Genomic DNA, 23287 nt, shown 5'->3' on the forward strand with positions numbered 1-23287 from the left:
GGGTCTATTGATCCTGTTCCTGCAGTGAAACCAGGCCGATATTCTTGTAGCCGGCGGCCGAAATGCGGGCCATCACCTTCATCGCCGTGCCATAGTCGGTGGACTTGTCACCGCGGATGAAGATGCGCTCGTCATAGCCGGTCTTCGAGATCGCCTGCAGCTTCGCCACCAGTTCCTCGATCGGGATTTCGGTCTCCTGGAGATAGATCTGGCCGGCGGCATTGATCGAAACGGTGATCGGCTGCGTGTCGGCATTCATCGCTTTGGCCTGCGTATCCGGCAGATCGATCGGCACGCCGACCGTCAAAAGCGGCGCCGCGACCATGAAGATGATCAACAGCACCAGCATCACGTCGACCATCGGCGTGACGTTGATCTCGGCGATGAGGCCATGATGGCGGCCGCGCCGCCTGTGGCCGCGCCCGCCGCGTCCAGCCATGCCTACGGACATTCCCATCGGCTTACTCCTCAGGCCTTCGGCGCTACTTTTTCATCGATTTGGCGCGAGAGTATGGCGGAGAACTCGTCGGAGAACCCTTCCATGCGCACCGCGATCTTGCTCGCATCCGATGACAGCTTGTTGTAGGCAATGACGGCCGGAATGGCGGCGAGCAGGCCGATGGCGGTCGCCAGCAGCGCCTCGGCGATGCCGGGCGCGACCACCGACAGGCTGGTGTTCTTGGAGCCGGCGATCGCCTGGAACGACGTCATGATGCCGATGACGGTGCCGAACAGGCCGATGAACGGGGCCGCCGAGCCCGTGGTTGCGAGGAAGCCGAGGCGGCCTTCGAGCTTCTCCATCTCGCGGGTCAGCGCCAGGTCCATCGCCTTGTCGATGCGGGTTTGCAAGCCGAGCGGCGTCTTGGCGCCCTTTTCGAAACTCTTCTTCCACTCGCGCATGGCAGCGACGAAGATGGCGCCCATGCCCGATGTCTTGCGGTCGGCCAACGTGCGGTAAAGCTCCTCCAGCGACTGCCCCGACCAGAACACCTGCTCGAACCGGTTCAGCGCCAGCCGCATGCGGGCATAGGATACGAGCTTGTCGACGATGATCGCCCAGGTCCAGACCGAGGCGCAGAGCAGCCCGATCATGACCAGCTTGACCACCCAGCTGGCCTGCATGAACAGCGCCCAAATCGACAATTGCGCGCCCGGTTCGGCGAGTGCGATATTTTCCATCGTAACGTCCTTAAGATTTCCGGGCGAAGCTGGCGGCTGGCCCCTGGCATCCCTTGTGGTCGGTTCGCGCGAAGCTACCGGAACAACCCCAAAACGTGCCTTTCGCGGCCTTTTCGGGGCAAATGTTGGTGAAAGGAAGGCGCTGGATAGCGCCAATCTTCACCAATCTCTTCATGAACCGTTATGGTTAAGGATGGGTTAGTCCATCAGGCGCGGCGCATTGCCGCGCTTCAAGCCGGCGCCGGCGATACCAACGACGCCGACCCTTTTAGCCCGCCTTGGGTATGAACGCTGCTATCCACTCCCTGGGGAAGCGGCGTGGCCGGCCATTCTCGCCGATGATCGCCGCCTCCACCCTGGCCTCGACCAGCACCTCGTCGCCGCGCTTGAGCTGCTGGGCCATGAAGATGCGCGCGCCGGAAATTTCCTCGGTCCGGGTGTCGATCGTCAGGATGTCGTCCATGCGGGCCGGGATGCGGAAGTCGATCTCCATGCGACGCACCACCCAGACTATTCTTTCGCCATGCTTGCCATCGGCAAGTTCGGTGTGGTGGACGCCGCTCAGCCTCAGATAGTCGGAGCGGCCGCGCTCGAGGAATTCGAGATAGCGGGCGTGGTAGACGACGCCGGAGAAATCGGTGTCGGCATAGTAGACCCGCGCCATCAGCCGGTGGCCGAACGCCGTCAGCGCACCGGAAATCCCCGCCAGCAAGGTCGCGGATTCACCATGATCATCCATTGCGCTTCCTTTTTCAGTCGCGGCAAGGCACCTGTGCCGCGCGTGACATGGCATCGGATGGCACTGTTGACGGCGATGATCAAGACCTTGGTGGCGGCGCTGTTCGTGGTGATGGCTCTGTTCGTCGTGATGGCTCTGGCCGGGCCGGGCCAGGCCGCGACCTTCTCCACGAAGCGCGGGCTCAATCTCGACCAGTGGGTGACCTGGCCGGGCGAAGACCAATGGGGCAACGCCAAGGCCATCCTGCCCTACCCGGAATGGCGCAAATTTCTCAAGGACGACGATCTCGAGGCTTTGAAGCATGCAGGCTTCGATTTCCTGCGCATGCCGGTCGATCCTTCGCCTTTCCTTTCCGAAAATACGATGGCCTTGCGCGAGGATCTCTATGCCAGCGTGCTGGACTCTGTCCGCATGATCAACCGCGCCGGCCTGAAGGTTGTCGTCGACATGCATCTGATCCCAGCCGGCGGCGGGCGCAAGATCGGCATGGCCGAGGTGATGAACAACCCGGTGACATTCGATGCCTATGTCGAGATGGTGCGCAAGATGGCGCACACGCTCGCCGGGGAAGACCCGGGGCAAGTGGCCTTCGAACCGATGAACGAACCGATCGTCGACTGCGACGCCGACGGCACCAGCCTGTGGCCGCAACGCCAGCAGAGGTTGTTCGCCGCGGCGCGTTCTTCGGCGACGAGATTGACGCTTGTGCTGACCGGGGCCTGCTATTCCGCGGCGTCGTCGCTGGAAAAGATCGATCCGATGGCGATCCCGGACGACAACGTCATCTGGACCTTCCATTCCTACGATCCGTTCCTGCTTACCCATCAGGGCGCGACCTGGGCCGGCGATTTCATTCCCTATGTGACCGGCCTGCCCTACCCGCCGACCGCGGTGCCGCGGGCTGAGCTCGACGTCACGCTCGACACCATCCGCGCCAGGATCAAGGCCGAGGCGCCTTGGGCGCGGCAGGACGGGCTGCTTGCCTATCTCGACGAGCAGGTAGCCAGCATGGACACCGACGCCAAGCTACTTGGTCTCATGGACGCCCCGTTCAAGGCCGTCGATGCCTGGGCGAAGGCCAACCGCATCAGGCCGGAAAACGTCACGCTGGGCGAGTTTGGCATGATCCGCCAGGAATACGGCAATCCCTATGTGATGCCGGCCGGCTATCGTGCCGCCTATGTCCGGGACATGATCGCGCGCGCCGAGGCGCATGGCTTCTCCTGGTCGGTCTGGAGTTACGGCGGCGCTTTCGGCATTGTCGATGCTTTCAACGGCGAAAAGGCCGAGCACGATGTGCTGGACGTGATCCGGTCGCTTCACTGAGCGCCGTTGCTCCACGCCGCCGGGATCGATCAGCAAGATCTCCGGTCGCACGCCGCAAAGCGGTTGCGGACGCTTGATCGCCGGCCCGAACGCCGCCGCTGGGGCCGCTATTCTTCCTGGAACAAATTGATCTGCTGTTGCGCCAGGTCCTTCGGCGCGTCGAGGCCGAGATGGCGCCAGGCATTGGCCGTCAGCACACGGCCGCGCGGCGTGCGCTGGATGAAACCCTGCTGGATGAGATAGGGCTCGATGATGTCCTCGATGGCATCGCGCGGCTCGGACAGGCCGGCGGCGATCGTCTCGATGCCGACCGGCCCGCCGCCGAAATTGCGCGCGATCATCGAAAGATACCGGCGGTCGAGCGCATCGAGGCCGAGCGCGTCGACCTCCAGCCGGGTCAAGGCCTCGTCGGCGATCAAGCGGTTCACATGACCATCGCCGGCGACCGAAGCGAAATCGCGCACGCGCCGCAACAGCCGGCCGGCGATGCGCGGCGTGCCTCGCGCGCGCCGCGCGATCTCCAGCGCGCCGTCATCGCCGAGCGGCATTTGCAGGATGCGTGCGCCGCGCCGCACGATCTGCTCCAGTTCCTCGACCGTGTAGAAGTTGAGCCGCACCGGGATGCCGAAGCGGTCGCGCAGCGGATTGGTGAGCAGGCCGAGCCGCGTGGTGGCGGCGACCAGGGTGAAACGGGCAAGGTCGATCTTGACCGAGCGCGCCGCCGGCCCCTCGCCGATGATCAGGTCGAGCTGGAAATCCTCCATCGCCGGATAGAGGATCTCTTCCACCGCAGGATTCAGCCTGTGGATCTCGTCGATGAACAGGACGTCGCCTTCTTCGAGATTGGTCAAGAGTGCGGCGAGATCGCCGGCTTTGGCGATGACCGGTCCGGAGGTTGAGCGGAAGTTGACGCCGAGCTCGCGCGCCATGATCTGCGCCAGCGTCGTCTTGCCTAGACCTGGCGGCCCGACGAACAGCACATGATCGAGCGCCTCCTTGCGCCCCTTGGCGGCCTCGATGAACACTTTGAGGTTGGCCCGCACCGCCGCCTGGCCGACGAAATCGTCAAGCGTCTGCGGCCGCAAACTCTGGTCGGCATCCTCGCCGCGTTTTTCCGGAGCGATCAGACGGGGGGAAAGGCTCATGCCGCCTTCCTTGCATATGGCCGGGAACCGAACAAGCGTGCGCTCATCGCGCCAGTTCCTTGAGCCCGAAGCGAATCAGCTTCGACGCGTCCGCCTCCTCGCCCGCCGTCTTCAGTGCCGCCGCCACCGCATTGGCGGCGGTGTCGCGGGAATAGCCGAGATTGACTAGGGCCGAGACCGCGTCTGTGATCGGCGCGGCTGCCACGCCTTCGCCGAGCTCCTGCTTCAAGCCGATCGTGCCCGACGCGGCACCGGCATAGGCCGGCGCCTTGTTCTTCAATTCGGTAACGATGCGCTCGGCCACCTTCTTGCCGACGCCCGGCGCCCGGCAAACCATGGCGATGTCGCGCAACGCGATCGCGTTGGCAAGGTCGGCCGGCGCCAGTGTCGACAGGATGGCCAGCGCCACCTTGGCGCCGACGCCCTGCACATTGCTCATCAACAGCCGGAACCATTCGCGCTCCAGCACCGACTGGAAGCCGTAGAGCCGGATCATGTCCTCGCGCACATAGGTCTCGATGAACAGCACCACCGCTTCGCCGGGCGAAGGCAGCGCGGCCAGCGTCCGCGCCGAGCAGTAGGCGACGTAGCCGACGCCATGCACGTCGACCAGGCAATGATCCTCGTCGATCTCGTCGAGCATACCCTTGAGCTTGCCGATCATGCCAAATCTTTCATGGAAGATAGGCCCTCATGGGTGCGTTTCAGGAGAAATGATGTCAAGGTCCGGGAAATAACTGCGATAACGCGCGGCGTCGCGCGTCAAAAGACGATGTCCGGCAACGGTCGCATGAGCGCCAATAAAGAAGTCCGGCAAGGTTCGTTCGCGGATTCCACCAGCACGGCGATAACGGGAATGCGTCACACCTGCAAGGAAGGCCGCATCCCAGGGCAGAAACTCGCGATCGATCTCGAGCATGTCGACCGCTTTTCGAAGCGCTGCCTCCGAGGCGATCAGCGGCGCCAATTCAGACCAGATGATCGTATTGACCACCAAGTCGCCGTCGCGGCGGCATGAGGCGATTGCACACGCCGACCATTTTGTCAGCGGTCCGGCCGGCCCCCAAACGTCGATCAGGACATTTGTGTCAATCAACGTCGAGATCTTCACGCGGCCCCCTCAGCCACTCCATATACTCGTCGGTCGTCATGCCACCCAGATCCAACGTCCCCTCCATCCGGTCAAGGACATTACTGAACCTGCGCAATTTCTCCTCCTCGGGGAGATTCTCGTTGACGGCCACAAGCCGAGCACCCTCATCGGTGGCCACGAATTCCACCTCGGAGCCCGGGCGGATACCCAGGTGATCCCTTATCTGTTTGGGGATCGTGACTTGGCCTTTGGTGGTGACGCGCATGGTAATACCTCAAAGTATTACCTACGACAGACAAGGGAACAAGTCAAGAACATCGTCAACCGGCAAGTGCCATCCGATAGGCGACGCTTTGCCGGTGATGCGCATGGCAAATGGCTATGGCGAGCGCGTCGGCGGCATGTTCGGTGTCGAAGGTCGCTTTCGGCAGCAGCACCTTCACCATCATGTGGATCTGCTTCTTGTCGCCATGGCCGACGCCGATCACCGCCTTCTTGACGGCATTGGGTGCATATTCGGCAACGACCAGGCCGGCGCGTGCCGGCACCAGCATGGCGATGCCGCGCGCCTGGCCAAGCTTCAGCGTCGCCACCGCATCCTTGTTGACGAAGGTCTGTTCGACGGCCGCCTCATGCGGCATGGCCGTATGCAGGATTTCAGCCAACCCGTCATGCAGCTGGCACAGCCGCGTCGCCAGCGCCGCCTTGTCTTCGGAACGCACCGTGCCGGACGCGACGAAGCGCAGCGAATTGCCGAGGCTTTCGACAATACCCCAGCCGGTGCGCCTGAGCCCCGGATCGATACCGATGATGCGAATCGCGTCCCTCATCCGGTTACTCTATCTCCCGGAGACAGCGATGCCAGCGAAATGTGAACAAACCGGAAACAGTAACGCGCTGACCGGGAACGTTCCAGAATAGTTCAGTTTCGGGCGAAAGCCGTGTTGAGCAGGCTGATCTGGTCCGAGACCGGATTGGGCCGGCGGCTCATGGGCTGCATGTCGACCACCGCGCCGGCGCCGTAGATCTCCTCGTCCATGCGGCGCACCAGTGCCTGCAGGCGCAGCGACCGGTTGACGAGGTCGAGGAAATCCTTGGGCAGTTCGGCCCAGCCGGCCGCCTCGTCATGGGCGGAGGCGGTGTCGAGGCGCACCTTGGACTTTTCCGATGCGACCTGGTCGCGGGTCATCTCGCCGGAATTCGCGGCGCGCTGCAGAAGCAGCCACGAGGCGACCTGCATCAGCCTGGTGGTCAGCCGCATCGATTCGGCCGCATAGAGCGTGGCCGCCAGCCGCGACAGCTTCTTGGCCTCGGCCCGGCCCTTGCCGTCGAGATACTCCGCCGCCTGTTCGACTAGCCCCATGCCTTCCTGGTAGAGCGGTTTGAAGGAGTGCGAAAAGACCCGACGTTCCGCCAGCTTGACGGTTTTCGCGCTGCCCTTCGAAGGCTCGTTCATCGATACGCCCCTGCACTTGCAACCGGCCGATTCGGCTTACTGCCGATACACCCGGAACCCTACATAACTGAAGCTTGAAAATGCGCCTCGTCCGGGGTGAAGGCAAGCACATGTTTAACAGAAGGTTAACGTGATCCGGTGCGGACCGTGTCGCTGGAAAGCGGACAAAAAAAGAGCCGCGGATAAGGCGGCTCTCAGGAGTTTAACAGGGAGGCGTCAAACAAAGTGGCTCCAACCACTCGGTAAGAATCCAGATCACTGGATGCGCATAGTAAACGCCTGTAAAGCTTAATGAACCCTTAACGGCGCCGATGTTTTTTGAGCGAACCCCGCGCCACTGTGCCGTAACAGCACAGTTCCTGAAGGATGTGCCGAGCCTCGGCTCAGGCCGTTTTCCAAACCGCCGGCAAGGCAATGAAGGCAAACAGCAGCAAGGCCGCGTAGAAACCCATCGAAGACGCCGCCACCAGCGGTTCGATCGCGGCATCGCCGCCAAGCAGGAAGTAGAGCCCGATCAAAAGGCCGATGCCGCTGATTGCGGTCAGCCAGAAGTGAACGACGGCAACCGTCTTCTGTCCGACCGCCGGAAACAGGTGATAGAAGAAGGCGAAGACCGCCGACATCAGCCAGCCAGCGACCATCGTATGGGCGTGGGTCGGCATCTGGCCATGGTCCTGGCTGATCGCCATGTACAGGCCGAGCGCCATGCCGCACAGCGCATAGATAACGGCCAGCGTGAAGAAATTCCGTGCTACCCCTTGCATATCTTTCCCCCGAGTTGCCTTTCCCGTGTTCGGGAAAGGGTTGATCGTCAGGCGATTGCTCTCGCCACCGGGCTCCCGGCGCGGGCGCACTAGCATCGGCACTGTTTCTGGACGATGTCGCGCCCCCGGACGCCCCTCATAATAGCAGAAAACCGAATGGCGCGCTCGCAATATCAGTGGCTCCTTACGTTAGCCGGCACTTGAAACAGAACTGGTTTTTTCACGACATCGTTCCGAAACAGGCGCGGCGATAAACGCTTGGCCATCGAAGCGGCAGGCGAGGATTCGCTCCTTCCGCTACATCAGGCGCCGGGGAGAAGCATGGACTGGTATTCGATCGTTAAATTGCTGCACATTCTTTCGGCGACCCTATGGGTCGGCGGCGGTTTCGCGCTGATGGTGCTGGCGACGCTCGCCGATCGGTCGGGAAACATCCAGGGAACGCTGCAGGCAATGCGGGCTACGGGCGAATTGGGAAACCGCTTCTTCGCGCCGATGTCGATGCTGACATTGGCCTTCGGGCTAATCATGTGCTGGTTCTGGGTCGGCTTCTCGCAACTGTGGATCCTGATCGGCCTTGCCGGCTACGCCACCACCTTTTCAATCGGCATGTTCGTCTTCAAGCCGAGCGCCGATCGCATGGGCGCGATGATCGCCAGGGATGGCGTGACGCCGGCCGCCCTAGCCTATGGCCAGCGCATCCTGCGGGCGGCGCGCTTCGACTATGCGGTAATGCTGATCATCATCGCCGACATGGTGCTGAAGCCGACCATCGACGACTTCACGGTCCTTGCCGCCATGGGGCTTGTGTTGGCGGCTGGCGCCACCCTGGCGCTCGGCCGACCAAGGCGCATGGTGCCGAGCGTCGCCTGAGGCAGGCGAAAACGGTCGCGGCTACATCAGGCCGGCGATCCCGTCCCACAGAAGCTTCACCGCGACGACGGCCACCGTCGCATAGGTGAAGGGATAGAAGATCTCCGGACGCATGCGGCGCACCAGCCAGGCGCCGGCGATGGTGGATAGCGGCGCCAGCGGCATCAGCACCGCCGACGCGGTCAGATTGGTGCTGTCGAACTGGCCGAGCGCGAAATAGGGAACGAGCTTCAGCGCGTTGGTGGCGGCAAAGAAGATCGCCGCCGTGCCGGACAACACCTTCGGGTCGAGCCGGATCGGCAGCGCGTAGACCTGAAAGGGCGGGCCGCCGACATGGGCGACGAAGCTGGTGAAGCCGGCGACCGTGCCCCAGAGGGCCGCGGCGACGCGGTTGGGCTGCGCCGCATGGTCGGCGCCGTGGCGGTACTTCAGATAGAGCCAGCGCAGCACGAAAAATGATGGCGACGGCGCCGACGATCAGCCGCACGGCCTCCTCGGTGACCAGTGCGGCCGTCAGCCAACCGAGACCGATGCCGATCACCGCGCCGGGCATCATGTCGACCAGCATCTTTCTGTTATAGACGCCCCACCATGTCCATACCGAAACGATGTCCATCAGGCATAGGATGGGCAGCAGGATGGCCGCCGCTTGCACCGGCGGCATGGTCAGCGCCATCAGCGGCACGCCGACGAAACCGACCGCGCCGCCAAATCCGCCCTTGGACAGGCCGACCAGAATGACCGCCGGGACGGCGGCCGCATAGAACCACGGATCGGAAAGCAGGCCTGACATGGAGGAGGAACTGGTCTGGAGGGAAAGCGAGTCAACGCCTGAATAGCCCAGATTCCCGAGCGGAGCGACAGCAAATGTGGGCGTCGCCACAGCAAGGCCGGCCCATTCTGCTCTGCCTATCGCCGGGCCGAGACCAGCAGGAACATCGGCCGATCGAGCTCTTCCGCCAGTTCGGGCTTGGCCGCGATCTGCGCGTCCGTCGGACGGAATTCCTCGACATGCTCGATGGTGAAGCCGCACCGGATGAGCGTGTTGAGCGTGGTGCCGATGGTGCGGTGGTGTTTCACAACTCCCTTGGCCAGCCAGTCTGTCTTGCGCGGTCCCTCCACCAGATACCGGTCGACGGGCCATGTCTTGCGGCCTTCGGCATCGACAGACCAGCCGGGATGCGTCGGAGCCATATAGATCGGATGCTCCGTCGAGAAGACGAAATGCCCGCCGGGGACCAGGCACCGGTGCACGGTCTGGAACAGCCGCGCGGCATCGCTGACATAGTGCAGGGCAAGCGAGCTGTAGGCGAGATCGAAAGCCGTCGGCGGCAGGCTGAGTTCATCGAGATCGGCGCGTTCGTAGACGATGCCGGCGTCCGGGCCGGCGGCACGCGCCCGGGCGAGCATCTTTTCCGACAGGTCGAGACCCAGAACCTCCTTGGCCCCCGTGTTCAAGAGCCCAGCGGCAGAACCAGCCGAAGCCGCAACCGAGATCGACGATTCGCAAGCCGCTGACGTCGGGAAGCATCGCGCGCAGCGCCGGCCATTCGGCGGCGCCCTCCAGCCCTTCGACGGACCGGCCGAGTTGGCTGTAGCTTGCGAAGAAGTCCGGCTGATCATAGACATTCTGCGCCATGTTCTTTCCTCGTTGTTCATATGCCTGACTGGCGGAGCCGCCACGCATTTCCGCCACCGCCAAGCAGAGTCAAGAAACGCGGACCGGTCATGCGCCGAGCGGTGGCGGCCGCCGCCGGATCGGCTGCGCCTTGATGATGGCGGTGCTGGTCTCGGCCTTGTCGGCGATCCGATCGAGGATGCCGTCGAGGTCGCCGATCGAACGCACGAACAGCCTGGCGACGAAGCAGTCGTCCCCCGTCACCTTGTCGCATTCGCCGAATTCGGCGATCTCCTCGATCAGCTTCTGGACGATGTGCAGCTTGCCCGGCAGCGGCTTGATGCGCACGATCGCCTGCAATGTATAGCCGAGCGCCAGCGGGTCGATCTCGACGGTGAAAGCCCTGATAACCCCGCGCTCCTCGAGCCGCCTCAGCCGCTCCGAAACGCTCGGCGATGACAGCCCGACCTGGCCGGCCAGCTCCTTCAATGAAGTCCGCGCATCCCTCACCAGGATTTCGAGGAGACGTCGGTCGAGATCGTCAAGCATTTCACATTCTCAGGATTTCCGGATCTTTGCCCATGTTTAAATAGGCGAAACTAGCATGTCACCTTTCTCATTGGATGGAAAGCCCAGGATCAGCATGAGATTATGCACGCTCAATGATCTGGAGATTTGTCGTGAGCGATACAGCACGTGGGACGATCGAAATGTCCGCCGCAATGGCGATCCTGGGAACGATCGGATGGTTCGTCGTCCTGTCCGGCCAGCCTATCATGGATGTGGTGTTCTGGCGCTGCGCTTTCGGCGCGGTGACGCTGCTCTTCATCTGCGCCGGCCTCGGCCTGTTGCGCAACAGGCTGTCGCTTCGCGTTTTCGCCATCGCGGCCCTCGGTGGCGCCGCTATCGTCGTCAACTGGCTGCTGCTGTTTAGTGCATTCTCGCGCGCGTCGATCTCGATCGCCACCGCTGTCTACAATACCCAGCCTTTCATGCTGGTCGGCTTCGGCGCGCTCTTCTTCGGCGAGCGGCTGACCCTGACGAAATCGACTTGGCTGGCAATCGCCTTCGCCGGCATGGTGCTGATCGTCCAGGCCGCCCCTGACGCCGGCGATATCGGCACCAACTATTTCGCCGGCATCGTCATGGCGCTGGCCGCTGCCTTCTTCTGGGCCGTCGCCGCCATCGTCACCAAGAAGCTCAAGGGCACACCGCCGCATCTCATCGCGCTCGTCCAGGTCTGCGTCGGCGTGTTGATGCTGGCGCCCTTCGCTAATCTCTCGCATCTTCCGACCGACGCAAGGAGCTGGGCCATGCTGGCGACGCTCGGCATCGTCCACACCGGTCTGATGTACATCCTGATGTACGGCGCCATCCAGAAGCTGCCGACGCACCTGCAGGGGTCGCTGTCCTTCATCTACCCGATCGTTGCGATCCTGGTCGACGTCACGGCATTCGGCCATCGCCTGCATCTCAGCCAACTCGTCGGCGCCGCCGCCATCCTGATCGCGGCCGCCGGCATGAATCTCGGCTGGACATTGTGGAAGCCAAGGCCTGCCGCGGCAGGTGCGCAACCGATCGAGTAACGCCAATCGCCGGCGCTTCGGCGCTCAAAAATAGTGATCCCGCCTGCCCGCCTGTTCAAAGCGGGCACTTTGCTCTATGCCGCAATCCAACCATCTTCGCCCGGCATAGGCGAAACCCGGGATCGAAGACCATGAACGACGCAACGCCCCCCAATCGCTGCCGCATCGTGCTGATCGCGCCATCTGGCGTGCCGGCCGCCCGTATCGTCTCGGCCTTCGAGGGCGGCGACGTCGCCTCGCTCATCCTGCCGCAGAACGACATGGACGAAGCTTCCTTCCAGGCCTTCGCCGCCGAAATCGTACCGGCGGCACAGGCGGCCGGCATCGCGGTCGTCATTGCCGGCGATACGCGCATCGCCGGGCGTGTCCAGGCCGACGGCATTCATGTCGAGGTCTCCAAGGCCGAGCTCGCCGAGACGGTCGAGCATTTCCAGGCAAAAATGATGGTCGGCGCCGGCGGCGCCAAGACACGTGATGACGCGCTCGAACTCGGCGAAGTCAGGCCCGACTATATTTTCTTCGGCCGCTTCGGCTACGACAACAAGCCCGATCCGCATCCGCGCAACCTGGCGCTGGGACAATGGTGGGCGCAGATGATTCAGATCCCCTGCATTGTCATGGCCGGATCGGAGCTCGCTTCGATCGAAACCGTCGCAGATACGGGCGCCGAGTTCGTCGCCCTGTCGAGTGCGGTGTTCGCCGACGGCGTCGATCCCAAGGCGGCGATCGCGCGGGCCAATGCGCTGCTCGACGAAACCGCACCGCGTTTCGAGGACTGACGTGTCTTCGGCAAGGCTTCCCCTTCAGGCCCTGCTTGCTGCGGTCATGATCCAGGCCGCTGCCGCCGAAACGATTCCTTCGCCGCACCCTAAGCCGGATGCCGGCGTGCATACCGACAAGCCGATCGAAAAGCAGTTGCCGCAGCCCGCCACCACCGCCGAGCCAGCGCCATTGCCTTCGGCCGACGCGATCAATCCCGACCGCTTCGGCGCCAAGCCGGCGGATGCGGCCTACGGGGCTTTCCAGCGCGGACTCTACAAGACCGCCTACAACCTCGCGCTGGTGCGGGCGCAAAACGGCGACCCGGCGGCGCAGACGCTGGTGGCCGAGATCCTGTCGCGCGGACTGGGCGTGCCCCTCAATGCGGCCGAAGCGGCGAAATGGTACGCAGCCGCCGCCGAGCAAGGGGTGCCGGAATCGCAGTTCCAATATGCGCTGATGCTGCTCGACGGCCGCTACGTCAAAAAGGACGAAAAGGAAGCCTATGCGCTGATGCAGGCCGCCGCCGAAGCGGGCAACCGGCTGGCACAATTCAATTTCGCGCAGATGCTGGTCCAGCAGGACCCCGGCGACGCCGGCATCGCCAAGGCCGTGACCTATTACGAGCGCGCCGCGGCGACCGGCCTCGCCGACGCCCAGTATGCGATGTCACAGATCTATGCCAACGGCGTCGGCGGCAAATCGCGCGACGACGCCCAGGCCCGGCGCCTGCTGGCTCAGGCCGCGCGGCAAAACTATGACACCGCGCAACTCGACCTCGCCACCTGGATGATCGAGGGCCGCGGCGGCGGGCGTGATTTGAAATCCGCCTTCGGCTGGATGAAGCAGGCCGCCGAAGGCGGCAATGTCGCCGCCCAGAACCGCCTGGCGAAACTCTATATGCAAGGCATCGGCACCGAGCCGGACCTCGTGCTTGCCGGCGCCTGGTACATCGTCGCCCGCCGCGCCGGCCTCATCGACCCCGAGATGGACGATTTCCTGCAAGGATTGAGCGACGACCAGACCAAGCAGGCACTGCAGAAGGCAAACCGCCTGCCCTGACGCGATCAGCGGAAATCCAGCGGAAGTCATCGCGCGATGCTCGTCGAGGCAAGTGACCTCGATCTTTCCATGCAGATGGCTATCATGCGGTCGTCGCAGATCCGTCGGCTGGCAAAAGTCTTCGATATCATTACCGAAGCGGTCGCCGCGGTTTCGATGAGAGCGGTTGAGGGTTTATATCGCGGCATCGCTTCTCCAAGGAGGCAATGAAATGGCTTCGCCCGACAAACGATGCACGCATGGCAGCTTCATCCTCGAGGTAACGCCAAGCGCCGAAGGTTGCGAGGAGTGCCTGAAGACGGGTTCCTGGTGGGTGCATCTGCGGCTGTGCCGCACCTGTGGCCATGTCGGCTGCTGTGACAGTTCTCCGAACCGTCACGCCACCGGCCACTACCGGGCGACCGGCCATCCGGTCATCGAGGCCTACGACCCGCCCGAGACCTGGGGCTGGTGCTATGTCGACGAGGTCATGCTCGATTTCTCGCAGGACAAGACGCCGCAACGCGGCACCATCGTGCGCTTCGATTGAGCCGCCGCCATGGGACACCCGATCAGCGCCAGCTTGCCTCTTCCGGCGATTTGTGGTCTTGGAGGCCCGAAATCGCTGTCTTGCGAACATCTCATTCCCGGATCACATCATCATGGCCAAGATCAACGGCAACGAAATCCGTCCCGGCTACGTCATCGAGCACGATGGCGGCCTGTGGGTGGCCGTCAAGACCAACACGGTCAAGCCGGGCAAGGGCGGCGCCTATAACCAGGTCGAATTGAAGAACCTCATCAACGGCACAAAGCTGAACGAGCGCTTCCGTTCGGCAGAGACGGTCGAGCAGATCCGGCTCGATCTCAAGGATTTTTCCTTCCTCTACGAGCAGGGCGACGCCCTGGTGTTCATGGACACCGAGAGCTACGAGCAGCTCGAGCTGGCGAAGGACTTCGTCGGAGACCGCGCCGCTTTCCTGCAGGACGGCATGATGGTGACGGTCCAGCTCTACGAGGAAAGGCCTATCGGCATTTCGCTTCCCGACCAGGTAACGCTGACCATCACCGAAGCGGACCCGGTGGTAAGGGGCCAGACGGCGGCCTCTTCCTACAAGCCGGCGGTGCTGGAAAACGGCATTCGCGTGCTGGTGCCGCCCTTCATCGGCGCGGGGGAACGCATCGTCGTCGACACCAATGAAATCACTTATATGCGCCGCGCCGACTGATGCATGTCGCCCAGAGGTGGCCCAGGTTTCGGGTCACCGACATGCATCAGGACAAAGGTTAAAGCGCGGGCAGCAGGAAGAGTTACGATGGCACGCTCAGCCCTTCTCAACGTCATGGTCCAGGCCGCAATGAAGGCCGGCCGCTCGCTGTCGCGCGATTTCGGCGAGGTCCAGAACCTGCAGGTCTCGATGAAGGGACCGGGCGACTATGTCAGCCAGGCCGACCGCAAGGCCGAGGATATTGTCTTTGCCGAACTGTCGAAGGCGCGGCCCGGTTACGGCTTCCTGATGGAAGAGCGCGGCACGATCGCCGGCGATGACAGCCAGCACCGCTGGATCGTCGATCCGCTCGACGGCACCACCAATTTCCTGCACGGCATTCCGCTTTTCGCTGTCTCGATCGCGCTCGAGCGCCAGGGCCAGATCGTGGCCGGCGTGATCTACAATCCGGCCATGGACGAGCTCTATACGACCGAGCGCGGCGGCGGCGCCTTCATGAACGACCGCCGCCTGCGTGTCGCCGGCCGCACCAAGCTCATCGACACCGTCATCGGCTGCGGGGTGCCGCATCTGGGGCGTGGCCAGCATGGCAATTTCCTGATCGAGTTACGCAATGTCATGGCCGAGGTTTCCGGCGTCCGGCGCCTGGGTTCGGCCTCGCTCGATCTCGCTTACGTCGCCGCCGGCCGCATGGACGGATTCTGGGAAGTCGGCCTGTCGCCCTGGGACATCGCAGCCGGCCTGTTGCTGATCCGTGAAGCAGGAGGGTTCGCCTCCGACATGGACGGCGGCCAGGACATGCTCGACAACGGTTCGGTCGTCGCCGGCAACGAGATCATCCAGCGCGCCCTCCTGAAGGCCGTGAAAAAGCCGCTCGCTGCCCGCTGAAGCAGGAATAAGCGCGGAGTAATATCAAATCCCCGCCGCGCTGAAGCGCCGCAGTCGCAAAACGGCAAACAAAGCTTGAAATACTGTCCGGCGCTTGCCCAGATAGGGTTGACGCAGGACGATGATGATCAAGACGCCGCCGCAGATCGAGATCCCCTTTGTCGGACGATGGCACTATTCGCGTGCCGAGATGATCGCCGACGGCATCGTCCATGCCGTCGGCATCGTGCTGGCGATCGCGGCCGGTTCGGCGCTGCTGGCGCTGGCCGCCTTTCGGGTCGGACCGGGCGAATACATCGCCGCCGCCTTCTATGTCGTGTCGCTGCTCACCGTGCTCTCGGTGTCGCTGACCTACAATCTATGGCCGGTGACTTCGCCGGTGAAATGGATTTTGCGGCGTTTCGACCACGCTGCGATCTATCTGCTCATCGCCGCCACCTACACGCCCTTTCTCGCGCAGCTCGACGGCTCGGCGCTGGCCGGCTGGATGATCGTCCTGGTCTGGACCGCGGCCATTATCGGCATCGCCATAAAGGTGTTTTTCCCCGGCCGCTTCGACCGGCTGGCGATCGTCTTCTATCTCGCCATCGGCTGGAGCGGCATCGTCCTGGTCGAGCCGCTCGTCGCTACCTTGCCGACGACGGCGATCGTGCTCATCGTCGCCGGCGGCGTCGTCTATTCCTGCGGCGTGATCTTCTTCGCCTGGAAGGGGCTGCGCTTCCACAACGCGCTGTGGCATGGTTTCGTGGTCACCGGCGCAGGCCTGCATCTGGCGGCGATGGTCGATTGCCTGGTCATCAACCGTCTCTGAAACTGCTGGCGGCAATATTGCCAAGCACCATTCAATTTGGTCACAATTCCGTTTAGAGTCGCCGACGACGTGATCGGCGGCAGCGGCATCGGAAACGGGGCACGAATGGCTTTTCTCAGATCCTTCGGCATGGGCAGGCGCTCCGACGTGCTGATCTACGATCCACACAAATTGTCGAGCCCGCAGGTCTTTCTCCTGACCATGGTCATCTTCCTGGCCATCGTCGCCTTCATCGCAGCGATCCTGACACGGCAGATCTCGACCGCCTTCGTCACCAATCCCGGGCTCAACGGCCTGATCATCGGCGTGCTTGCCGTCGGCATCCTTTTGGCCTTCGTCCAGGTCGGGCGGCTGTTTCGCGAAGTGCGCTGGGTCAACTCCTTCCGCGCCGGTTCCGAGATCACCGAACCGGTGCTGCTGGCGCCGATGAAGGCGATGATCGGCCGCTCGTCGAGCATGGCGTTTTCGACCAGCTCGATGCGCACCATGCTCGACTCCATCGCCACGCGGCTCGATGAAAGCCGCGACACCTCGCGCTACCTCGTCGGCCTCCTGGTGTTCCTTGGCCTGCTCGGCACCTTCTGGGGCCTGCTGAACACGATCGGCTCCATCCGCGAGACCATCGAGTCGCTCGATCCCGGCACGGGCGATGCCGCCGCTGTGCTGGATTCGCTGAAGCAAGGGCTGTCGGCGCCGCTCGCCGGCATGGGCACGGCCTTCTCGTCCTCGCTGTTCGGCCTGTCCGGCTCGCTCGTTCTCGGTTTCCTCGACCTGCAGGCCGGCCGCGCGCAGACGCGCTTCTACACCGAACTGGAGAACTGGCTGTCCTCGGTCACCGACCTGTCGTCCGACATCGTCGTCTCCGACGCGGTCCGGACCGAGCCTTCCGATGAAATCCGCCTGCTGTCGGAGCGGCTGCGCAGCATGCAGGAGAATGGCGGCGGCTCCAATCCGCGCGTCGCCACCGCCATGGCCAATCTCGCCGACGGCATTTCCGGCCTGGTCAAGAACATGCGCTCCGAGCAGCAGATCATGCGCGACTGGGTCGAAGCACAGTCGGATGAACAAAAGGCGATGCGCAACACGCTGGAAAAGATCGCCGACGCCCTGAAGAAGACCGGGGTGCACTAGCATGGCGCTCGCCAGGAGCCGGCGCGCCGACCGCCGCATCGACTATTGGCCGGGCTTCGTCGACGCGTTGTCGACGCTGCTTCTGGCCATCATGTTCCTGCTCACCGTCTTCGTGCTGGCGCAGTTCCTGCTCGGCCGCGAAATCTCCGGCAAGGACGCCGTGCTGTCGCGTCTCAATTCGCAGATCAACGAACTGACGCAGCTTCTGGCGCTGGAGCGTTCCACGACACAGGACAAGGAGGATTCGCTCGCCAATCTGCAGGCATCGCTGTCGGCGGCCGAAGCGGAGAAGAGCCGGCTCCAGCAGCTGCTGGCGCAAGGTGCGGGCGCCGGTGATGCGGCCAACCAGCGCGCGGCGGCGCTGACGGGCGAGCTCGACAGCCAGCGCCAGATCAGCCAGCAGGCGCTGAGCCAGGTCGAGATCCTCAATCAGCAGATCGCGGCCTTGCGCAAGCAGATCGGCGCGCTCGAGGACGCGCTCAACGTCTCCGAGGCCCGCGACCGGGATTCCAACACCAAGATCGCCGACCTTGGCCGCCGCCTCAACGTGGCGCTGGCGCAGCGCGTGCAGGAACTCAACCGCTACCGCTCCGACTTCTTCGGCCGCCTGCGCGAAATCCTCGCCGACCGCGAGAACATCCGCATAGTCGGCGACCGCTTCGTCTTCCAGTCGGAAGTGTTGTTTCCGACCGGCTCGGAGGTGATCAACGATGCCGGCAAGGTCGAGATGAAGAAACTTGCCGACGCCATCATCGAGTTGCAGAAGGAGATTCCCCCGGAGATCAACTGGGTGCTGCGCGTCGACGGCCATACCGACAACAAGCCGCTGTCCGGCACCGGTCGGTATCGCGACAATTGGGAGCTGTCGACGGCGCGCTCCACTTCCGTGGTGAAGTTCCTGATCGAGAACGGCGTGCCGGCCAACCGGCTGGTCGCCGCCGGCTTCGGCGAGTTCCAGCCGCTCGATCCCGCCGACACCGAAGAGGCGCGCAACAAGAACCGCCGGATCGAACTGAAGCTCACCGAACGGTGATCCATCATCACGCGATCTCACGCGAATTTGTTCGCCGGCTCAACTCTAGGGCGCAGTTGTGCACCGGCAAGGCCTGAAAAGATTATCTTTTTTTAATTACACTTCGCCGCAAAGCGCTCCTAGCGTGCTGCGCAGGGCCGAGAACCGCCGGCGATGCCTCCCATCGCGACGCGACGGAACTGGACGGCCCGCATCGTCCGGAAGCGGAACGGCAGAGCCGTTCTTTTCCGCAGCAAAAGGAGGCGCCGTCATGCGCTCTTCAGCATCTCTCAAGACTGCAACCCTTGCCGCGATTCTTGTCGCCGCCCCGCTTGCCGGCGCCTACGCCGCGGGTCACCACAAGGGCGCGCTCGACGCGACCGACCCAACCGACATGACCGGCCCGCGTGTCGAGGCTCTCATTGAACAGGTTCAAGGCGTGCATCAGGGCATAATCACCGCCAGACAGGCCAACAACATCACCCCGGCCGCGGCGGAGCGCCTGGAGATGCGCACCGCTCGCATAGGTCAGGCGGCGGAGAAGATAGCCTCGTCGGATCACGGCAGGATACCGGCCGCACAATATCATGACCTGCTGCGCCGTCTCGACAATGTCGACCAGCGGCTGAGGGTCGACATCGGTAGCGGTTTCCTGATGGGCGACGGCGCCGACGGCGGGAACTATCCGAACGGCTGAGGCCATTCTGATCGCGGCCCAAAAGGAAGGGACCACCTGGCGTCTACGGGACCCAATCCCGCAGGCGCCTCTTTTCCTCACCAGCCGAGCCAGACCGCTACCAAGGCAGCCGCTGCCGGCGCGGCCTGCACGAACAGGATCTTGCGACCGACCGTTGCCGCCCCGTAGAGCCCGGCAACGGCCACGCAGAGCAGGAAGAAAACCTTGACCTGGAAACCGGCCGTGCCGAGGTAGAGGGCCCAGATCAGGCCGGCGGCGAGAAAGCCGTTATAGAGACCCTGATTGGCGGCAAGCACCTTCGAGGCGCTGGCGAATTCCGGCGTCAGCCGGAATGCCTTGTGCCCGCGCGGCGTATCCCAGAGCACCATCTCCAGATAGACGATATAGACATGGATCAAAGCCACCAGCCCGGCCAGGATGTTGCCGATCATCGTATTCCCTCGTGATGTATCGTCGGGCAGCATTTCACGCGTCGGCTCGCCAGCGCAAGGCGCATCTGCCGGACGGCGCGTGAGGGTTGCAAACGCGCCGGCGTTGGTATCTTTTTCGCCCTTCCCAATCACGGAAGCCGCCATGTCCTTTCAAAAACTCGATGACCTCGGCCACAAGCTCGAAGCCCTGGAGCACGCGCTGGCCATCCTCGGCGCCGATGAAGCGACCCACATGGCCGTCGGTGGCGGCGAGAAGCGCGCCGAGGCCATGGCGGCACTTGCCGGCATGTACCACACCAGGGCGACCGCGCCGGAAATAGCGGACTGGATCGCCGCCGCCGAAGGCGAGGCGCTTGACGATGAACAGCGGGCGGCGCTGGCCGAACTGCGGCGGCAATACACCAACCTGACCTGCCTGCCGGTCGAATTCGTCGAACGCCAGACGACCGCCCGCATGCGCTGCGAGCAGCTGTGGCGCGACCTGCGGGCCAAGAACGACTGGGCGGGCTTCCTGCCGGCGCTTGAAGGCGTGGTGGCGCTGGTGCGCGAAGAGGCGGCCCTGCGCGCCGACATCCTCGGCCTCGCCCCCTACGACGCGCTGATGGAGCAATACGACCCCGGCAACCGCACCGCCGACATCACCCCGGTGTTCGCCGACTTGAAGGCTTTCCTCAAGGGGTTCGTGCCGGAAGCGCTGGCGGCGCAGGAAGCGCGGCTGCGCAAGCATCCGCTGAAGCCGCTTGCGGGCAGCTACGCGATCGACAGGCAGCGTGAACTCGGCCTTGCCATGATGGCGGCGGTCGGCTTCGACCTGACGCACGGCTCGCTGTCGGTGTCGCACCATCCGTTCTGTGGCGGTGTGCCGAGCGACGTGCGCATCACCACCCGCTACAAGACTTCCGATTTCTTGTCGGCGCTGATGGGCGTGCTGCACGAGACCGGCCACGCACTCTACGAGCAGAACCTGCCGAAGGCTTGGTCGCACTGGCCGCTCGGCAAGGCGCGCGGCATGGCCGTGCATGAAAGCCAGAGCCTGTTCGTTGAAAAGCAGATCGGGCGCAATCCCGCCTTCTGGCGTTGGGCATTGCCGGTCGTGGAAAAGCATCTCGGCGAAATCTGGTCGCTCGACGACATCCTGCCGCATGTCCACCATGTCGAGCGCGGCCTGATCCGTGTCGATGCCGACGAGGTGACGTATCCGCTGCATGTCATCCTGCGCTATGAACTGGAGCAGGAGCTCGTCTCCGGCAGGCTCGAGGTGGCCGAACTGCCCGAGGCCTGGGACGCCAGGATGCGCGACTATCTCGGCCTCTCAACCATCGACAACCCCGCGGACGGGCCGATGCAGGACGTGCATTGGCCTGCTGCCGCCTTTGGCTACTTTCCCTCCTACACGCTGGGCGCGATAATGGCGGCGCAGCAATGGGCGGCGCTGACGCGGGAGCATCCGTCGGCCGATGACGATCTTGCCATGGGGAATTTCGGTGCCATCAACGATTGGCGCCGCAAGAACATATGGTCGCACGGATCGCGCTGGTCGACGCCCGACCTGCTCGAACGCGCCACCGGTGAAAAGCTCAATGCCGTCTATTTCACCGACCACCTGCGCAAACGGTATGGAGCCGCGTGAGCACGCCCAGCGTCGCCGCTACTCAGCCGCGCCCCTGAAGGCGCTGGCGCCGGTCTCGAACTGCAGCTTGGCCAGCCGGGCATAGATGCCGCCCTTGGTCACCAGGCTCTGATGCGTGCCTTCCTCGACGATGCGGCCGCCATCCATCACCAGGATGCGGTCGGCCTTCAGCACCGTCGCCAGGCGGTGCGCGATGACGATCGTGGTGCGGCCCCGCATCAGCCGCTCCAGCGCCATTTGCACCAGCGTCTCGCTTTCGGCGTCGAGTGCCGAGGTCGCCTCGTCGAGCAACAGGATCGGCGCGTCGCGCAGGATGGCGCGGGCGATCGCCACCCGCTGGCGTTGCCCGCCCGACAGCGTCACGCCGCGCTCGCCGACCTGGCTGTCATAGCCCTTCTCGAGCTTGAGGATGAATTCGTCGGCCAGCGCGTCCTTTGCCGCCGCTTCGATCTCTGACTCGCTGGCGCCCGGCCGGCCGAAGCCGATATTGTCGCGCGCGCTGGCCGCGAAGATGGTGACGTCCTGCGGCACGATGGCGATGCGCTGCCGTATCGAAAGGGGGTCGGCTTCGCGGATGTCGACGCCGTCGATCAGGATCCTGCCGGTCTCCGGATCGTAGAAGCGCAGGATCAGCGAGAACACCGTGCTCTTGCCCGCTCCCGAGGGACCGACGATCGCCACCGTCTCGCCAGGCTTGACCGAGAAGCTCAGGCCGTGGACGGCGGCGCGGTCGGGCCGGGCCGGGTAGGAAAAGGACACGGCCTCGAAGCTGATCGCTCCCTTGCTCGCCACCGGCAGCGGCCTGGGATTGGCAGGCGCCACGATCGCCGGCTCCTCGGCCAGGATTTCCGTCAGCCGTTCGGCGGCACCTGCTGCCTGGGCCAATTCGCCCCAGACCTCCGATAGCGCGCCGAGCGCACCGGCGGCGAATACCGAATAGAGCAGGAACTGGCCGAGCGTGCCCGGCGACAGATTGCCGTCGAGCACGTCGCGCGAGCCGAACCACAGCACCGCCACGACCGAGGAGAAAATCGTGAAGATGGCGAAGAAGGTGAGGAACGAGCGCGCGAAGATCGAGGCGCGCGCGGCCTCGAAGGCGGCCTCCACCGCACCCGAAAAACGCCCGGTGACCAGCGTCTCATTGGTGAAGGCCTGCAATGTGCGCACCGCGCCGATCTGCTCGCTGGCATAGGCGGTGGCATCGGCCAGCGTGTCCTGCGCCTGTCTTGACTTGCGCCGCACCGAGCGGCCGAAGGCGACCAGCGGCAGCACGATGATTGGAATGGCTGCGATGACCAGCCCGGACAGTTTCGGGCTGGTGAAAACCATCATCGCGACCGCGCCGAGGCCAAGGATGACATTGCGCAGCGCCACCGAAGCGGTCGCCCCGACCGCCGATTTGACCTGCGTGGTGTCGGCGGCGAGCCGCGACACGATCTCGCCCGACTGGGCAGTGTCGAAGAAGGCCGGCGACAGTTTCGTCACATGGGCAAAGACATCGCGCCTGATATCGGCGACGACGCGCTCGCCGAGCGTGATGACGAAGTAGTAGCGGCCCGCCGATGCCGCCGCCAGCAGCGCGGCCATCGCCACCAGCGCGGCGAAATATTCGGCGATGAAGGAGGAACCGGACGGCGTGAAACCATGATCGATCATGCGCCGTACCGCCAGCGGCAGCGCCAGCGTCGTCACCGCCGCGACGATCAGCGAGATGACGGCGCCCGCCACCAATGTGCGGTAGCGGCCGATGTAGGGAAACAGGCGCCTGAGCGGCTTGAGCGAGCGCCGGCGCTCGTCTGCGCTGCTGGTTTGCGCCATCCTGGTCTTTCCTCTTGGCCGCCTTCAGCTATGCGCCTCAATATGCGCTTGCCGCGGCCTT

Annotated in this window: 27 protein-coding genes and 2 pseudogenes; 14 read left to right on the top strand and 15 right to left on the bottom strand. The window is 63.9% G+C overall.

The genetic code is table 11. From position 1 onward, the window contains the following. Positions 1-4: 4 nt before the first annotated feature. The 3 genes from tolR to ybgC form a co-directional block, all read right to left on the bottom strand. Positions 5-457, bottom strand: coding sequence for a protein TolR (tolR, locus tag LB547_RS18435; RefSeq protein ID WP_140493239.1), 453 nt, complete (start codon positions 455-457; stop codon positions 5-7). Positions 458-468: 11 nt separating this feature from the next. After that, positions 469-1179, bottom strand: a complete 711-nt coding sequence (gene tolQ / locus LB547_RS18440) for a protein TolQ (RefSeq protein WP_140493236.1) — start codon at positions 1177-1179, stop codon at positions 469-471. A 268-nt stretch (positions 1180-1447) separates the two neighbouring features. After that, positions 1448-1918 (bottom strand): tol-pal system-associated acyl-CoA thioesterase, encoded by a 471-nt coding sequence (ybgC, locus tag LB547_RS18445; RefSeq protein WP_140493226.1) that lies wholly within the window; start codon positions 1916-1918, stop codon positions 1448-1450. Positions 1919-1975: 57 nt separating this feature from the next. Between ybgC and LB547_RS18450 the strand changes: the two genes are divergently transcribed. Then, positions 1976-3244, top strand: coding sequence for a glycoside hydrolase family 5 protein (locus tag LB547_RS18450; protein WP_140554917.1), 1269 nt, complete (start codon positions 1976-1978; stop codon positions 3242-3244). Positions 3245-3351: 107 nt separating this feature from the next. Here the strand turns inward: LB547_RS18450 and ruvB are convergent, their stop codons facing one another. The 7 genes from ruvB to LB547_RS18485 form a co-directional block, all read right to left on the bottom strand. After that, positions 3352-4389 (bottom strand): Holliday junction branch migration DNA helicase RuvB, encoded by a 1038-nt coding sequence (gene ruvB / locus LB547_RS18455; RefSeq protein WP_140493220.1) that lies wholly within the window; start codon positions 4387-4389, stop codon positions 3352-3354. Between the two features lie 43 nt (positions 4390-4432). Further along, positions 4433-5053: a Holliday junction branch migration protein RuvA gene (gene ruvA / locus LB547_RS18460; protein WP_140759249.1), complete on the bottom strand. Its 621-nt coding sequence runs from the start codon at positions 5051-5053 to the stop codon at positions 4433-4435. A gap of 27 nt (positions 5054-5080) precedes the next feature. After that, positions 5081-5500: a type II toxin-antitoxin system VapC family toxin gene (locus tag LB547_RS18465; RefSeq protein ID WP_140759247.1), complete on the bottom strand. Its 420-nt coding sequence runs from the start codon at positions 5498-5500 to the stop codon at positions 5081-5083. Then, the gene (locus LB547_RS18470) at positions 5478-5747 is read right to left on the bottom strand and encodes an AbrB/MazE/SpoVT family DNA-binding domain-containing protein (RefSeq protein ID WP_140493211.1); all 270 of its coding nucleotides are present in this window, start codon (positions 5745-5747) and stop codon (positions 5478-5480) included. Before LB547_RS18470 ends, LB547_RS18465 begins: the two co-directional genes overlap by 23 nt. 55 nt (positions 5748-5802) lie before the next feature. After that, positions 5803-6312, bottom strand: coding sequence for a crossover junction endodeoxyribonuclease RuvC (gene ruvC, locus LB547_RS18475; RefSeq protein WP_140560793.1), 510 nt, complete (start codon positions 6310-6312; stop codon positions 5803-5805). Between the two features lie 92 nt (positions 6313-6404). Then, the gene (locus LB547_RS18480) at positions 6405-6938 is read right to left on the bottom strand and encodes a DUF1465 family protein (RefSeq protein WP_140493205.1); all 534 of its coding nucleotides are present in this window, start codon (positions 6936-6938) and stop codon (positions 6405-6407) included. A 383-nt stretch (positions 6939-7321) separates the two neighbouring features. Then, positions 7322-7702 carry a cbb3-type cytochrome c oxidase subunit I gene (locus LB547_RS18485; protein WP_140493202.1) on the bottom strand — a complete coding sequence of 127 codons (381 nt, stop codon included), beginning with the start codon at positions 7700-7702 and terminating at the stop codon, positions 7322-7324. 321 nt (positions 7703-8023) lie between these two features. Here LB547_RS18485 and LB547_RS18490 point away from each other — a divergent pair, with 321 nt between their 5' ends. Continuing rightward, positions 8024-8575: a DUF2269 family protein gene (locus LB547_RS18490; protein ID WP_140759245.1), complete on the top strand. Its 552-nt coding sequence runs from the start codon at positions 8024-8026 to the stop codon at positions 8573-8575. Positions 8576-8596: 21 nt separating this feature from the next. Here the strand turns inward: LB547_RS18490 and LB547_RS18495 are convergent. The 3 genes and pseudogenes from LB547_RS18495 to LB547_RS18505 form a co-directional block, all read right to left on the bottom strand. Next, positions 8597-9368: pseudogene (locus LB547_RS18495) on the bottom strand (sulfite exporter TauE/SafE family protein). Between the two features lie 116 nt (positions 9369-9484). After that, positions 9485-10214, bottom strand: a pseudogene (locus LB547_RS18500) (class I SAM-dependent methyltransferase). 87 nt (positions 10215-10301) lie between these two features. Further along, positions 10302-10742, bottom strand: a complete 441-nt coding sequence (locus tag LB547_RS18505; protein WP_140566836.1) for an Lrp/AsnC family transcriptional regulator — start codon at positions 10740-10742, stop codon at positions 10302-10304. Between the two features lie 131 nt (positions 10743-10873). Between LB547_RS18505 and LB547_RS18510 the strand changes: the two genes are divergently transcribed. From LB547_RS18510 to LB547_RS18560, 11 genes are all read left to right on the top strand, one after another. Then, positions 10874-11779: a DMT family transporter gene (locus LB547_RS18510; RefSeq protein ID WP_140676675.1), complete on the top strand. Its 906-nt coding sequence runs from the start codon at positions 10874-10876 to the stop codon at positions 11777-11779. Positions 11780-11910: 131 nt separating this feature from the next. Then, entirely contained in the window at positions 11911-12558 is a 648-nt protein-coding gene (locus LB547_RS18515) for a thiamine phosphate synthase (RefSeq protein WP_140566831.1), read from the top strand. A gap of 1 nt (position 12559) precedes the next feature. Next, complete coding sequence (locus LB547_RS18520) at positions 12560-13600, top strand: tetratricopeptide repeat protein (RefSeq protein ID WP_140517548.1); 1041 nt, start codon at positions 12560-12562, stop codon at positions 13598-13600. A 36-nt stretch (positions 13601-13636) separates the two neighbouring features. After that, positions 13637-13810 (top strand): hypothetical protein, encoded by a 174-nt coding sequence (locus tag LB547_RS18525; RefSeq protein ID WP_181165380.1) that lies wholly within the window; start codon positions 13637-13639, stop codon positions 13808-13810. Between the two features lies 1 nt (position 13811). Continuing rightward, the gene (locus LB547_RS18530) at positions 13812-14129 is read left to right on the top strand and encodes a UBP-type zinc finger domain-containing protein (RefSeq protein ID WP_140525042.1); all 318 of its coding nucleotides are present in this window, start codon (positions 13812-13814) and stop codon (positions 14127-14129) included. A gap of 112 nt (positions 14130-14241) precedes the next feature. Beyond that, entirely contained in the window at positions 14242-14808 is a 567-nt protein-coding gene (gene efp, locus LB547_RS18535) for an elongation factor P (protein WP_140493174.1), read from the top strand. Positions 14809-14895: 87 nt separating this feature from the next. Continuing rightward, positions 14896-15696: an inositol monophosphatase family protein gene (locus tag LB547_RS18540; protein ID WP_140493170.1), complete on the top strand. Its 801-nt coding sequence runs from the start codon at positions 14896-14898 to the stop codon at positions 15694-15696. A 124-nt stretch (positions 15697-15820) separates the two neighbouring features. Then, complete coding sequence (trhA, locus tag LB547_RS18545; RefSeq protein WP_140493526.1) at positions 15821-16507, top strand: PAQR family membrane homeostasis protein TrhA; 687 nt, start codon at positions 15821-15823, stop codon at positions 16505-16507. Between the two features lie 105 nt (positions 16508-16612). Next, positions 16613-17638, top strand: coding sequence for a MotA/TolQ/ExbB proton channel family protein (locus LB547_RS18550; protein ID WP_140493167.1), 1026 nt, complete (start codon positions 16613-16615; stop codon positions 17636-17638). 1 nt (position 17639) lies between these two features. Continuing rightward, positions 17640-18671 (top strand): peptidoglycan -binding protein, encoded by a 1032-nt coding sequence (locus LB547_RS18555; RefSeq protein ID WP_140493164.1) that lies wholly within the window; start codon positions 17640-17642, stop codon positions 18669-18671. Between the two features lie 250 nt (positions 18672-18921). Continuing rightward, positions 18922-19347 (top strand): hypothetical protein, encoded by a 426-nt coding sequence (locus tag LB547_RS18560; protein ID WP_140493161.1) that lies wholly within the window; start codon positions 18922-18924, stop codon positions 19345-19347. Positions 19348-19424: 77 nt separating this feature from the next. Here the strand turns inward: LB547_RS18560 and LB547_RS18565 are convergent, their stop codons facing one another. Then, positions 19425-19778 (bottom strand): DUF1304 domain-containing protein, encoded by a 354-nt coding sequence (locus LB547_RS18565; protein WP_140759244.1) that lies wholly within the window; start codon positions 19776-19778, stop codon positions 19425-19427. A 142-nt stretch (positions 19779-19920) separates the two neighbouring features. Between LB547_RS18565 and LB547_RS18570 the strand changes: the two genes are divergently transcribed. Further along, positions 19921-21408, top strand: a complete 1488-nt coding sequence (locus tag LB547_RS18570; protein ID WP_140525040.1) for a carboxypeptidase M32 — start codon at positions 19921-19923, stop codon at positions 21406-21408. 18 nt (positions 21409-21426) lie between these two features. Here the strand turns inward: LB547_RS18570 and LB547_RS18575 are convergent, their stop codons facing one another. After that, positions 21427-23226, bottom strand: a complete 1800-nt coding sequence (locus LB547_RS18575) for an ABC transporter transmembrane domain-containing protein (RefSeq protein ID WP_140493152.1) — start codon at positions 23224-23226, stop codon at positions 21427-21429. Positions 23227-23287: the final 61 nt, after the last annotated feature.

The organism is Mesorhizobium sp. B264B1B (assembly GCF_020165765.1).
GTDB lineage: Bacteria > Pseudomonadota > Alphaproteobacteria > Rhizobiales > Rhizobiaceae > Mesorhizobium.